This is a genomic window from Olleya sp. HaHaR_3_96 (assembly GCF_019278545.1).
Taxonomy (GTDB): Bacteria; Bacteroidota; Bacteroidia; order Flavobacteriales; family Flavobacteriaceae; genus Olleya.
The window spans coordinates 792,676-806,730 of record NZ_CP058987.1; the positions used below are offsets into that span (position 1 = coordinate 792,676).

The 14,055-nt window shown below is 32.7% G+C and carries 14 protein-coding genes; 13 read left to right on the plus strand and 1 reads right to left on the minus strand.

What is annotated here, in order from left to right; translation table 11 throughout:
- The first annotated feature begins 63 nt into the window (after positions 1-63).
- From H0I26_RS03415 to H0I26_RS03475, 13 genes are all read left to right on the plus strand, one after another.
- Positions 64-564 carry a F0F1 ATP synthase subunit B gene (locus H0I26_RS03415; RefSeq protein ID WP_218701017.1) on the plus strand — a complete coding sequence of 167 codons (501 nt, stop codon included), beginning with the start codon at positions 64-66 and terminating at the stop codon, positions 562-564.
- 7 nt (positions 565-571) lie between these two features.
- Complete coding sequence (atpH, locus tag H0I26_RS03420) at positions 572-1,108, plus strand: ATP synthase F1 subunit delta (RefSeq protein ID WP_218701018.1); 537 nt, start codon at positions 572-574, stop codon at positions 1,106-1,108.
- A 42-nt stretch (positions 1,109-1,150) separates the two neighbouring features.
- Positions 1,151-2,731: a F0F1 ATP synthase subunit alpha gene (atpA, locus tag H0I26_RS03425; RefSeq protein WP_218701019.1), complete on the plus strand. Its 1,581-nt coding sequence runs from the start codon at positions 1,151-1,153 to the stop codon at positions 2,729-2,731.
- Between the two features lie 94 nt (positions 2,732-2,825).
- Positions 2,826-3,686 carry an ATP synthase F1 subunit gamma gene (gene atpG, locus H0I26_RS03430; RefSeq protein WP_218701020.1) on the plus strand — a complete coding sequence of 287 codons (861 nt, stop codon included), beginning with the start codon at positions 2,826-2,828 and terminating at the stop codon, positions 3,684-3,686.
- A 137-nt stretch (positions 3,687-3,823) separates the two neighbouring features.
- Positions 3,824-5,461, plus strand: a complete 1,638-nt coding sequence (locus tag H0I26_RS03435) for a hypothetical protein (RefSeq protein ID WP_218701021.1) — start codon at positions 3,824-3,826, stop codon at positions 5,459-5,461.
- Between the two features lie 94 nt (positions 5,462-5,555).
- A complete protein-coding gene (locus tag H0I26_RS03440; RefSeq protein WP_218701022.1) occupies positions 5,556-6,017 on the plus strand; it encodes a hypothetical protein in 462 nt (153 codons plus the stop codon).
- Between the two features lie 83 nt (positions 6,018-6,100).
- Positions 6,101-7,525: a polysaccharide biosynthesis C-terminal domain-containing protein gene (locus tag H0I26_RS03445; protein WP_218701023.1), complete on the plus strand. Its 1,425-nt coding sequence runs from the start codon at positions 6,101-6,103 to the stop codon at positions 7,523-7,525.
- 1 nt (position 7,526) lies between these two features.
- A complete protein-coding gene (gene dut / locus H0I26_RS03450; RefSeq protein WP_101015867.1) occupies positions 7,527-7,961 on the plus strand; it encodes a dUTP diphosphatase in 435 nt (144 codons plus the stop codon).
- An 8-nt stretch (positions 7,962-7,969) separates the two neighbouring features.
- On the plus strand, positions 7,970-8,932 hold the full coding sequence (locus H0I26_RS03455) for a tetratricopeptide repeat protein (protein WP_218701024.1): 963 nt from the start codon (positions 7,970-7,972) through the stop codon (positions 8,930-8,932).
- Between the two features lie 4 nt (positions 8,933-8,936).
- Positions 8,937-9,956 carry a sugar phosphate nucleotidyltransferase gene (locus H0I26_RS03460; RefSeq protein ID WP_218701025.1) on the plus strand — a complete coding sequence of 340 codons (1,020 nt, stop codon included), beginning with the start codon at positions 8,937-8,939 and terminating at the stop codon, positions 9,954-9,956.
- Between the two features lie 54 nt (positions 9,957-10,010).
- A complete protein-coding gene (locus tag H0I26_RS03465) occupies positions 10,011-11,375 on the plus strand; it encodes a tetratricopeptide repeat protein (RefSeq protein WP_218701026.1) in 1,365 nt (454 codons plus the stop codon).
- Entirely contained in the window at positions 11,375-12,154 is a 780-nt protein-coding gene (locus tag H0I26_RS03470) for a DUF4292 domain-containing protein (RefSeq protein WP_218701027.1), read from the plus strand. Before H0I26_RS03465 ends, H0I26_RS03470 begins: the two co-directional genes overlap by 1 nt.
- Positions 12,155-12,157: 3 nt before the next feature.
- Positions 12,158-13,390: a murein hydrolase activator EnvC family protein gene (locus tag H0I26_RS03475; RefSeq protein ID WP_218701028.1), complete on the plus strand. Its 1,233-nt coding sequence runs from the start codon at positions 12,158-12,160 to the stop codon at positions 13,388-13,390.
- A gap of 57 nt (positions 13,391-13,447) precedes the next feature.
- Here H0I26_RS03475 and H0I26_RS03480 read toward each other — a convergent pair whose 3' ends face one another.
- A complete protein-coding gene (locus tag H0I26_RS03480; RefSeq protein ID WP_101015881.1) occupies positions 13,448-13,957 on the minus strand; it encodes an acyl-CoA thioesterase in 510 nt (169 codons plus the stop codon).
- Between the last annotated feature and the right edge of the window lie 98 nt (positions 13,958-14,055).

A 14,055-nucleotide genomic window follows, 5' to 3' on the forward strand; every position in this document is an offset into this window, starting at 1 on the left:
AACGGTTGGTTGCAGAAACTGTTTTAAATTAAACAAAAAAAGAATTATAGTAATCTATATAGTATGGAAACTTTATTAAATGATTTTTCAGTAGGCTTATTTGTTATGCAAGCCATTATCTTAATAATATTAATAGTATTAATGAGAAAATTTGCATGGAAACCTATTTTAGACGCTTTGCAAACACGTGAAGATGGTATACAAAATGCATTAGATTCTGCTGAAAACGCGAAGTTAGAAATGCAAAATCTTCAAGCAGATAACCAAAAGTTATTAACTGAGGCACGTGCGGAACGTGAAGCTATGCTTAAAGAAGCAAGAGATTTAAAAAACAAAATGATTGACGACGCTAAAGCGGAAGCTCAAGCTCAGGCAAACAATATGATTGTTCAGGCCCAAGCAGCTATCGAAAGCGAGAAGAAGTCAGCTATGGCAGAATTGAAAAATCACGTAGCAGGATTATCTTTAGAGATTGCAGAAAAAGTAGTACGTCAAGAATTATCTAACAAAGACAAGCAATTAGAATTAGTTGAGTCGATGTTAAATGATGCTAAATTAAACTAGTCAAATCATGGCAGGAGAAAGAGCAGCAATACGTTACGCAAAAGCAGTTTTAAGTTTAGCTACAGACAATAATACAGCTGAGGCTGTTAATACTGATATGGAGCTTATAACTAACACAGTGGCGCAAAGTAAAGACTTAAAAGATATGCTTTATAGTCCTGTAATTAGTGCAACTATTAAAAAATCAGCTTTATTAGAGATTTTTAAAGGTGTTAATCCAGCAACGGTTAATCTTGTAAATACTTTAATTACTAATAAACGTTTAGACTTATTACCTCAAGTGGCAGGAAAGTTTATAACTTTATACGAGCAACAAAAAGGGAGTCAAGTGGCAACCGTTACTACAGCAGTTCCTTTAACAGAGGCTTTAGAAGCTAAAGTTTTAGCTAAAGTAAAAGAGCTTACAGGTAAAGAAGCGGCAATTAAAAATATAGTAGATGAAAGCATTTTAGGTGGTTTCATTTTAAGAGTTGGAGATACGCAATACAATGCAAGTATCGCCAATCAATTAAGCAAGTTAAAAAGAGAATTTACAATAAACTAAGACTTACCCTGAGTTTGTCGAAGGGTCTAAATATCAATAAAGATGGCAGAAGTAAAACCAGCTGAAGTATCAGCAATCTTAAAACAACAACTTTCAGGTTTTGAAGCTAGCGCTTCATTAGACGAAGTTGGAACAGTATTAACAGTAGGTGATGGTATTGTACGAGCTTACGGATTAGCTAACGCACAATATGGTGAGCTAGTAGAATTCGATGGTGGATTAGAAGGTATCGTACTTAACCTTGAAGAAGATAATGTAGGTATTGTACTTTTAGGAACTTCAGTAGGAGTTAGAGAAGGATCTACAGTAAAACGTACTAATCGTATCGCATCTGTTAAGGTAGGTGAAGGTATTGTTGGACGTGTTGTAGATACACTAGGTACTCCAATTGATGGTAAAGGACCAATCACTGGTACAACTTATGAGATGCCTTTAGAGCGTAAAGCTCCTGGGGTTATCTACAGAGAGCCAGTAACAGAACCATTACAAACAGGTATTAAAGCAATTGATGCTATGATCCCAGTGGGTAGAGGTCAGCGTGAGTTAGTCATTGGTGACAGACAAACAGGTAAAACTGCGGTGTGTATTGATGCTATCTTAAATCAAAAAGAATTTTACGATGCAGGAGAACCTGTATATTGTATATATGTTGCCATTGGTCAAAAGGCCGCAACGGTAGCACTTATTGCTAAAACATTAGAAGAAAAAGGGGCTTTAGCGTATACTACGATAGTAGCAGCTAACGCATCTGATCCTGCAGCAATGCAAGTATATGCACCATTCACAGGAGCATCTATTGGAGAGTATTTTAGAGATACTGGTAGACCAGCTTTAATTGTATTTGATGATTTATCAAAACAAGCAGTTGCTTACCGTGAGGTATCTTTATTATTACGTCGTCCACCGGGACGTGAGGCGTATCCTGGAGATGTATTTTATTTACACTCAAGATTATTAGAGCGTTCTGCAAAAATCATTAATAATGATGCTATTGCAAAAGAGATGAATGATTTACCTGATTCGCTTAAGCCAATCGTAAAAGGTGGTGGTTCTCTTACAGCTTTACCAATTATTGAAACACAAGCAGGTGATGTTTCGGCATATATCCCAACTAACGTAATTTCTATTACTGATGGGCAAATTTTCTTAGATGGAGATTTATTTAACTCTGGTGTTCGTCCAGCAATTAACGTAGGTATTTCTGTATCTCGTGTTGGAGGTAATGCACAGATTAAATCAATGAAAAAGGTGTCTGGTACTTTAAAGCTAGATCAAGCACAATACCGTGAGCTTGAAGCTTTCGCTAAGTTTGGTTCAGATTTAGATGCAGTTACTTTAAATGTAATCAACAAAGGAAAACGTAATGTTGAGATTTTAAAGCAAGCGCAAAACGATCCTTTTAAAGTTGAAGATCAAGTAGCAATTATTTATGCTGGTTCTAAAAACTTATTGAAAGATGTTCCTGTTGAAAAAGTTAAAGAATTTCAACGTGATTATTTAGAGTTTTTAAACGCTAAACATAGAAATATATTAGATAGTTTAAAAGCGGGGAAATTAACAGATGAAGTTACAGATGTGTTAACAGTTGTTGCTAAAGAATTATCTGCTAAGTATAGAGCATAGTACTCTTCCTGCCTCTTTTTAAAGAGAAACGAGAGTTTGTAAAGTATAACATTTTAAAAAGTCCTTTTTCAGGAAAGGACTTAGGATAAGAAAAATGGCTAATTTAAAAGAAATACGTAACAGAATTGCTTCAGTATCTTCAACGATGCAGATTACTAGTGCCATGAAAATGGTATCTGCTGCTAAATTGAAGAAAGCTCAAGATGCTATTACAGCAATGCGTCCTTATTCAGACAAGTTGACTGAACTTTTACAAAGTTTAAGCGCAACATTGGATGAAGATTCAGGAAGTAAATATGCAGAACAACGTGAGGTTAATAATGTGTTAATTGTATCCATAACCTCTAATAGAGGTTTGTGTGGTGCTTTTAATTCTAACATTATTAAACAAACGCAAAATTTAATTTCTAATGTGTATGCAGATAAAAAAGTATCTGTTTTGGCTATTGGAAAAAAAGCGAATGATGCGTTCTCTAAGAAAGGATTGGTAATAGGTAATCAAAGTACAATATACGATGATCTAACTTTTAATAGCGTTGCAGATATAGCAGAAATGCTAATGGGTAAATTTACTAAAGGCGAATTCGATAAAATCGAAGTCGTTTATAATAAATTTAAAAATGCAGCAACGCAAGAGGTAATGACAGAACAGTTTTTGCCAATTGTACCCATGGAAGGTGAAGCAGATAATAATTCTGATTATATCTTTGAACCTTCTAAATTAGAAATCGTTGAGCAGTTAATACCTAAGTCTTTAAAAACACAATTATACAAAGGTATAAGAGATAGTTTTGCTTCAGAGCATGGTGCACGTATGACAGCAATGCATAAAGCAACAGATAACGCTACGGAGTTAAGAGATCAACTTAAATTAACTTATAATAAAGCACGTCAAGCATCAATTACTAATGAGATATTAGAAATTGTTGGTGGAGCAGAAGCTTTAAACAATTAAACTAGTTTACTCTCAAGTATTGAAGATTTATATAATAGAAAAAACCTTATTCAATTTGAATAAGGTTTTTTTATGCGTTATAGGTTCGTAGTTTATTTTAAAATTCTATTTTCGTTGTCTATTAATCAACTATTATTATGACAAAAACTTTATTAGTATTATTACTATTTATTACGACATCAGTTTCAGCACAACTTCAAGTAGGGAACGTAGATTTAAATTTTGGAAAAACAGTGCCTTCCAATGATGGAGATGTTATTCAAATTGCAGGAGAAAAGGATAACACTATTTATGCACTTGCAAGAAAAAAGAAAAAGTTTTTTTTACAAACTTTTGACTCGGGAACCAAAGAATTTAAGACAAGCACCTTACTAGATTTTGATAAAATTAATGGTTATAAATTACAGGTAGAAGATTTAACAATCATAGGAGAAAAAATGTTTTTGATGATGTCTTATTTTGATCGTAAAGCAAAAACATACAATTTTTTAGCTAAGACGATTGAAGGGAATAAGTTTGTAAAAACAACTAATGTTTTATCCGTTCCAGTGGAGAGTGGAAAGAAGAGAGGAAGTTTTGTGTTTACCCGTTCTTATGATGATTTTAATTATTTAATTGCCCATGTAGGTTTAAATTCTAGAAAAGAGAAGCTAAAATATGCTGTAGTTTTATTAGATGACAATCTAACTGCCGTGCTAGAGGATGACTATGAGATTGTTTTTGAAGAAAAAAATAGACAGTTATTTGATTTTTCAGATGTTCAGGTAAATGAACATGGAGATGTGTTGATAGCAACTACAGAAAGCTATAGAGATAAAAAAAATAAAACGAGTGTTAATAATATTACAATTCATTCATACTTAGTAAAGAGTGGTTATAAGAAACAGGTTACAAATGTGAGTTTAGCGGGTAAGCGTGCATTAAATTGTAATTTGATAGAGACTAAGGATAATACATTACATACTATTGGCTTCTATTCTGATCTTAAAAAGAATGGTAAAGCAGAATCCACAGTGGAGGGTATATACGACGTTACATTTAATTATAGCACAGGAGAAGTCATTAAAAAGACCTTTAATGATTTTACTATAAAAGTTAAAGAGCAACTTATAGGAGAAAGAAGAGCTAAAAAGGGAAAGGATTTAAGCCCAAATTATCAAAATATAGCATTTATAGAAAGGGATAATGGAGGAGTGATAGTGTTATCCGAATTTAAGTTTATTTATGCTGGACATTCGGCTGGTTTTGGACCATTGAGTATAACACCATATACCTATACAACAAATGAAATTATTGTTACTGCTTTAAACGTTGATGGGACATTAGATTGGAGTAATGTAATACCAAAGGAACAACAAGTGACGGTTTCTGAATTAGGGTTTTCTCTTGGTTTTCTTGGTGGTTCTGAAGGAGTTTCAGTGTCAGCTGGATTGTATTTTCCTTTAACAGTTATGGGTAGTGGTCCAGAATATTTAAGTGCCATACCAATTTATCAAAACGGACAACTTACTGTTTTAGTAAATGATGATCCTAAAAATTTAGGAGTAACTAAAATGGACGATATGAAAAAAGCGCGAAATGTTAATAAAATGATTCCTGTTACTTTTTCTTTTGATGAACAAACTGGTGAGTTAACTAGAACTGATCCTGCAGAATTTGAGAAAAAACAAATTGTAGTTAGACCATCAACACATTATAGAAAAAGTTTAAATACGTATTTAATTTACGGTAGTAATAAAAAAGGGAAAGCAATGGGTGAGTTAATTTTAAATTAATTGTATCAAAATTGATAAAAACCTTATTCAATTTGAATAAGGTTTTTTTATGGAATACATTTTGATTAATTACCTTTAACAAAATACAATGATTATGAGATTTTTTAAATATATAAGTGTTTCTATTTTATCAAGCTTCTTTTTTATGCAATGTAGTAGTGCTCAAAAACTTCAGGAAAACACGGTTTTTGAAACGAGTCCTGTTTATTTTCAAAAATGGGTAGCAGGTGTTAAAGGTGGCGGCTCTGGTATAAATGTGTTTATACCAATAACTACAGAGCTAAAGGATATAACCTTAGATAACCTTTATTTTAGAGGGAATATGGTAACGTTGCAAACTAAACCTAGTAGTCCAAAGTTATATATTGGACGTATCATAGGTAATGCTAATCAAAAAGAAGGTTATAAATCTACTGGTGACAAGATTCCTTTTGATTTAAAAGATAATGAAGCAGTGGTTAGCTATTCTGAAAAAGGAAAAATCAAATATTTTAAAATTGAAAATATAACAGAAAAACCGATGGAACAGTTTCCAAGTGTACCACCAAGAAAATAAAAATTTAATTAAATCAGGTAAATAATTTAAGCTTTTTACATTCCAACATATTCAGTACATTTATACTTAATTAACAAGCTACATTGAGCGTATTAAAAAAATTTTTTAAAGACACCATTATTTATGGTTTAGCGACCGTTTTACCTCGTGTCATGAATATCATTTTGGTAAGATTGCACACGGGTAAATTAGAAACTGTAAGTTATTCTGATACCACGGAATTTTATGTCTACGCTTCGTTTTTTAATGTGCTGTTAACCTATGGCATGGAAACGGCTTTCTTTAGATTTTTTAGCAAATCGGAAGAAAAGGATAAAGTGTTTTCTACGACATTTATAAGTTTAATTGTTACTACAATTACGTTTTTAGCCATAGTTTTATTTTTTAATCAAGAGCTAGCCCAGTTATTAGGTTTAGATCACAACTATTTTAAATTGTTAGTTGGTATTCTTGTTTTGGATGTATTAGTTGTTGCTCCTTTCGCTTATTTGCGCGCTACGGGAAGACCAATTAAATTCGCTTCTATAAAACTAACTAATGTTTTAGTATTTGTTGCTCTTAATTATTTTTTCTTCTGGGCAATTCCAAAGTTTGGAATTAATTTTCCTGGTTATGACGCCGATAATTTAGTATTGTATATTTTTATTTCAAACTTAGCAGCTAGTATTGTTACGTTTATGATGCTGGTTCCTTATTTTTTTAAAGTTAAACTAGAATTTAATAAAATTATATTTAAGCAGTTAATAGGTTACGGTTGGCCAATTATGGTAGCTGGTTTGGCGTATGTTATAAATGAAAATTTTGATAAATGGATCTTACCTCATTTATTAAATAAAGACATTAATGGTGCATACAGTGGTTGTTATAAAATAGCTGTATTTATGACCATTTTTATACAAGCTTTTAGATTAGGTGCAGAACCTTTCTTCTTTTCACATGCCAAGGAAAAAAATGCAAAGCAGACGTATGCATTAATAATGAAGTACTTTGTTATTGCAGGTAGCTTAATGCTGATAGTCATAATTTCTTATTTAGATATTTTTAAGGGCGTATTAGTTAATGATGATAGTTATTGGATTGCCATTAAGATAGTACCAATAGTATTACTTGCTAATTTGTTTTTGGGTATTTATTTTAATTTAGGTATTTGGTATAAACTTACCGATAAAACCAGGTATGGAATGTATTTGTCTATTGTAGGGGCAGTTGTAACGATTGCTTTTAACTTGATAATGATTCCAGAAATCGGATTTATGGCTGCTGCTTGGGCAACACTAGCGGCTTATGGTGTTATGATGGTTTTATCCTATATTTTGGGCCAAAAACATTATCCAGTACCTTATAATTTGAAACAAATTTTAGGCTATTTGGGAAGCGCAATAGGATTATCTATTATTGCACTAACGACCAATTCAAACTATTATATAAACACTATTTTAGTTTTAGTATTTTTGGGACTCATAGTGCTTTTTGAAAAAAAAGAACTAAAACAATTATTAAAAAAATAAAATGCAAATTAAAATTATAAACAAATCAGAACATGCGCTACCAAATTATGAAACTATAGCGTCTGCAGGACTAGATTTAAGAGCTAATATTACCGAAGCGATACTACTTAAGCCTTTAGAGCGCACAATCGTTAAAACAGGCTTATTTATAGAATTGCCAATAGGTTTTGAAGCACAAGTAAGACCAAGAAGTGGTCTAGCAGCAAAAAAGGGGGTGACCGTATTAAATGCTCCAGGAACAGTGGATGCTGATTACAGAGGAGAAATAGGTGTAATTCTTGTCAACTTGTCTAACCAAGATTTTATTATAGAAAATGGCGAGCGTGTCGCACAATTGATAATTGCAAAACACGAACGGGCAGAATGGCTTGAAGTTGAAACATTGTCTGAAACGTCAAGAGGCGAAGGTGGCTTTGGAAGCACAGGAACTAAATAAAACCAAAGATGAAACCAATTACAGTACTAATAACGCTATTAATAAGTAGCATTGGATTTGCGCAAGATAATTCAGAGAAAATAGTGGATGTGGCTTATGATGCTTGTGATTGTATAGGTAATATTGAACGGACTTTAAATACAGAAGAGAAAAGTGAAGAAATAAAAACGTGCATTACATCTGCAAATATGGCGTGGCAGATGAGTAAGACTATGGCCGAGATGTCCCAAAAAGTAAGTGATACATTAGGGCAATTAGAAGATTTTTCAAAAATAGATTCACTTATAATACCTTCAGATGATTTAAATATTATAGTTACCGATTCAGACTATGAAGAGATTGAAGCTTATCTTTTAGAAACTTGTGGTGAAATGGAAGCCGTATATTTTTCAGAAAATCAAACAACAGAAAATTCTTATTCTGATAAAGAGAAAGCAATGGAGCATTATAATCAAGGATTGGTGGCTTTTGATAATCAAGATTATAAAAAAGCGATGACTCTGTACAAAAAAGCAGTCAAAGAGGATAAAACATTTGCTTTTGCTTGGGATAACCTAGGAAGGACGTATAGAGAATTGGGAGATTATAAAGAAGCTATAAAGTGTTATAAAAAATCGCTTAGAATTGATCCAAAAGGAGGTATGCCTTTAATGAATATAGCTGTGGCCTATGGTTTTTTGGAGCAATTTGATAAAGCTAAAAAAGCATATCGACAGTATGGTAAAGTCTTTGAGAATGATCCGGAAACTTATTTTGGGTTAGGTCGGATTTATGCTTTAGATAGCGATTTTGAAAATGCCTTAGATAATATGATGCAAGCTTATTTGTTATATCAAGAAATAAACTCACCTTATAAAAAAGATGCCGAGACATTTATAGCAATACTGTATCAAGAGTTAGAAAAGCAAGGAAAAACAGCGGCTTTCAATAGAATAGCAAAAAAATATAAGATTCAAATTTTAGAAGATTAATAATATGAAAATAATAGTTCCTATGGCTGGACGAGGGTCTCGTCTTAGACCACATAGTTTAACAGTACCTAAACCATTAATTCCTGTGGCGGGACAGCCAATAGTCCACAGATTAGTAAAAGATATAGCTAAAGTTTTAGACCAACCAATTACAGAGATTGCTTTTGTTTTAGGTGACCCAGCTTGGTTTGGAGAGGATGTTGTATCTAGTTTAAAAGAATTAGCGTCAAGTTTAGGAGCTAAAGCATCAATTTACAGACAAGATCAACCTTTAGGGACAGGTCATGCCATAATGTGTGCTAAGGACTCGTTATCAGGACCTGCTGTAATTGCATATGCCGATACGTTAATTAGAGCCGATTTTAATCTAGACCCGGAAGCAGATGCCGTTATTTGGGTGAAACAGGTAGAGCAACCAGAAGCTTATGGTGTTGTTAAATTAAATGAGCAAAAAGAAATTGTCGAACTCGTTGAAAAACCAGAACAATTTGTTAGCGATTTAGCAGTGATTGGTATCTATTATTTTAAAGAGGTTAGCCAATTAAAAGACCAACTTCAAGTGGTGTTAGATAATAACATTATTCATGGTGGAGAATACCAGATAAACGATGGTATTAAAGGGATGATGGCAGACGGGAAAGTCTTTAAAACAGGAGAAGTTAGCGAATGGATGGATTGCGGTAATAAAGCCATTACTTTACAAACCAATCAACGTATGCTAGGTTTCTTGAAAGCAGACGGGCAGGAGCAATTAATAGCGTCTAACGTTACAAACGATAATTCAACAATAATAGAACCATGCTATCTCGGAGAAAATGTTGTGCTTAAAAACACGACTATTGGACCGTTTGTATCTGTTGGTAACAACTGTGTGATAACCGATTCGACCGTTAAAAATAGTCTAATACAAAACCATACCATCATAAAAAATGCTACTTTAGACGAAGCTATGATTGGTAATCATGTTAAGTTTGATGGAAAGTTCACCAAAATTAGTATTGGTGATTATTCTATGTTAGAATAATAGTGGCGATGTATTAATTACTGCCATTTAGAATGCAGCGAAGAATCTATAACAATGAAAAAACAGTTTTATATAGTACTTATTTGCTTTGTGGCACTGCTATTTCCGCAGGTTACTAGTGCGCAAGGTGATTTTAATAAACCACCTGATGATGACTTAGGGGATGTTTCTGATGCGTATCAGGAATACTTTTTTGAGGCCTTAAAACAAAAGGGTATAGAAAATTATCAACGTGCAGTAGAAAACTTGTTGGAATGTATTGCGTTGGATGATTCTGAAGCTATTTTGTATTTTGAATTAGGTAAAAATTATAATCAGCTTAAAAACTTTGGAGCAGCGGAAGATGCGTTAAAGATTGCTGTCAATAAAATCCCTGATAACGAATGGTTTTTAGATGAGTTATATAGTACATATATTCAACAAAAAGAATACAAAAAAGCCATAAAAACAGTTAAACAGTTAGTCAAATATCATCCTGATTATAGAGAGGATTTAGCTAATATTTATATGCAGACCGGCGATTTTAAAGAAGCGCTTAAAGTATTAGATCAATTGGATGAAGAATTAGGTATTACTAAAGAACGAGATATCTTAAGAAACAGAATTTATAATGCTACTGGGCAAAAAAAGGATCAGATAGCAAATTTGGAAGATCGTGTAGATAAACATCCTGATTCTGAAGACACCTATTTAAGGTTAATTTATCGCTATAGCGAAAGTGGCGCACTAAAAAAAGCATTTGAAACGGCTAAAAAACTGTTGGAGGTTAATCCAGAGTCCGAGTTAGTACATTTGGCACTTTATAAATTTTATCTAGAAGAAGGTGATAATGACAAGGCTATTACATCTATGAAAATTGCATTGCAAAGTTCTCAGATTAATCCAGAGTCAAAGATTAAGGTCTTGGCCGATTTTGTAAAATTTGTAAGTAAAAATCAGCAGTATGAACAAGATTTGGTTAGTGTGACTTCTATGTTGACAAAAATCGAGTCTAGCGGAAAAACGTTAGTGGAGTTAGCACAGTACTATTTGTTAAAAGGTGAAAAACAAAAAGCGCTTAATTTTTATGAGGAGGCACTTCAAAAGGAAGAAGAAAACTTTGGTATTTTAAGAAACATTATATTACTTCATATAGATTTAAAACAGTTTAATGAAGCAGAAGAAAAAAGTAAGGAAGGTCTGGATATTTTTCCTTCACAACCCGTATTATATTTGGCAAACGGAGTGGCATTAAATTACTTAAGCCGCCCTAATGAAGCGATTGATAGTTTAGAAATGGGTTTAGATTATATCATTGAAGACACTAAGATGGAAATAGATTTTTACAAACAATTAGCCAAAGCAAACACTGCTATTGACAATTTATCTAAGGCAAAAACGTTTACAGATAAAGCTAATAAACTCCGAGGATTAAACTAATGACATTTAAAACACGCATATCACTTATCTTAATCCTATTGATCGTCGTGGTCTCTGGTTGTAAAGGAAGCAAAACAGTGGTCTCTAATGGCGCTGTAAATACTGGTTTAACAACTAGGCAACTGATTAGAAATAGTACAAAAGCTAATATTGAGTTTACAACCTTAGTGTCTAGATTAAAAATCGAAACAACTCAAAAAGGAAGTTCTAAAAGTTATACTGTAAATTTAAAGATTGAAAAAGACAAGCAAATATTAATAACATCTACGCCTATTAGTATTATCAAGGCTATAATAACCCCTGATAGAGTTGCTTTTTATAACAAATGGGACAATACTTTTTTTGATGGCGATTTTGCCTACTTAAGTAATCTTTTAGGAACAGATTTGGACTTTAAAAAAGTCCAAAATTTATTGTTAGGAGAATCACTTTTTGATTTAAATGATGATAAATACGAGCTAACAGCAAATGATAAGTCGTATATCCTGCAACCCAAAAAACAACGAGATTTGTTTGAATTATTTTTGTTTGTAAACCCATCGCATTACAAAATGGACGCTCAAGAAATAGCGCAACCTAAAGAAAAACGTATTTTGCATATAGATTATCTTACTTACCAACAAGTGGATAAAAAAACATTACCGGAACGGACCAAAATATTAGCTGTGGAGGATGAAGAGGAACTTGAAATTAATTTAGAACTTAAGTCTGTTAAATTAAACGAAAACATTCGTTTTGCGTTTAAAATCCCATCTGGTTTTACAAAAATAGAATTGTAATTTATGAAACAACGTTTACTCCTTTTAAGTGTGATTTGTTTTGTTTTGCTTGGCAGTACTTCCGCTTTAGCGCAAAAAAATAAGATTGACCAATTAGAAGCACAGCGTTTAGAAATTAAACAACAGATTAAACAAATAAATGATCTATTGTTTAAAAATCAATCTAAACAAAAAAGTCAAACCACATTAATAGAAGATTTAAATTACAAATTAAGTGTTAGACGTAACTTGATTAAAGTAACCAACCAGCAAGCTAATTTGATTAATAGATCTATTAATGTTAATCAAAAAAAGATATCAAATTTACGTGAGGAGTTGGTTATTCTAAAAGATAACTATGCCAAAACTATCCGTAATACTTATAAGAACAAAAGCAGTCAAAGTCGTGTTATGTTCTTGTTGTCTTCCAATGATTTTAGACAAGCCTATAAGCGTTTACAGTACATGAATCAGTACTCTAAATATCAAAAAGAACAAGGGGAGAATATTAAGGAAAAAGCGTTAAAACTTCAAAATTTAAATTTAAAATTAGGTGAGCAAAAGACTGCTAAAGATAAACTGATTGCTGAAAATAGAGAGGTGCAAAAAGCGTTGGAAGTGGATATGAAGCAACATGAAACGGTGATGGCTTCAATTAAACAAAATTTAAATAAATATGCTGCACAAGTAAAAGAGAAGCAGAAAGAGGCTAGAGAAATTGATCGTGAAATAGATAAAATTATTAAAGAAGCTATTGCCAGCTCTAATAAAAAAGCGAACGCAAAAAATAAAACAACTAAATCGTCGACGACATTTGCTTTAACACCAGAGGCGAAAATTTTGGCAGCAGATTTTTTAAGTAATAAAGGGAAGTTAGTTTGGCCTGTAGAAAAAGGCTTGGTTAAGGTTAAGTATGGTATACAACGTCATCCAACGGATGCTTCGTTGTCTATAAATAGTACAGGTGTTCGTATTGCAACAGAGAAAGATGCCATTGTTAGAACGGTGTTTAAAGGGGAGGTTTTAAAAATTATTGTTCAAAAAAGAGGAAATCCAACCGTCCTAATAAAACATGGTAATTATATTACAGCGTATCATAATTTAAAAAAGATATCTGTTAAGCCTGGGGATAAGGTTGTTTCAAAACAAGAAATTGGAGAAGTCTTTACCGATAGCAAAGGGGAAACGCTATTATGGTTTAGTTTATATAAAAACGATAAATCTGTAAACCCTGCAGAATGGATTTATAAGATGTAGACTGTCTAAATAATAAGTAATAAAAAACCCAATGCATTGCATTGGGTTTTTCGTTTTCTATATAAACAAAGCTTTAAGCTCTGTAGCATCGTTAGGTTTTATTTTTCCTGCTAGTAGTAAACTTAGTTGTTTACGTCTTAAAGCAGCAGCATAACGTTCTTTTTCTAAATCTGTTTCCGGTATTAATTCTGGTACAGCAACAGGTGTTCCGGTTTCATCTACAGCAACAAACGTATAAATAGCTTCGTTAGCTTTAGATCGGTTTCCAGATTCTCTGTCTTCGACCCAAACATCAATATATATCTCCATAGAGCTTTTAAAGGCTCTAGAGACCTTAGCGTCTACAGTAACAACACTTCCTAAGGGAACGGCTTTGTTAAACGCGACGTGGTTAACAGAAGCAGTTACAACAATACGTCTTGAGTGTCGTCTAGCGCTAATACTAGCAGCACGATCCATTCTAGCTAGCAATTCGCCACCAAAAAGGTTGTTTAAAGGATTCGTTTCACTAGGTAAAACTAAATCAGTCATTACGGTTCTAGAGTGTTCGGCTGTTCTTGCGTTCATCATAATTTTTCTTTTCAGCGACAAAGGTAAGCTGATTTAAATATTTAGATTGCTGATTTTACAATTTATTAAGAAATAAAAAACCTCAAAGAATTTAA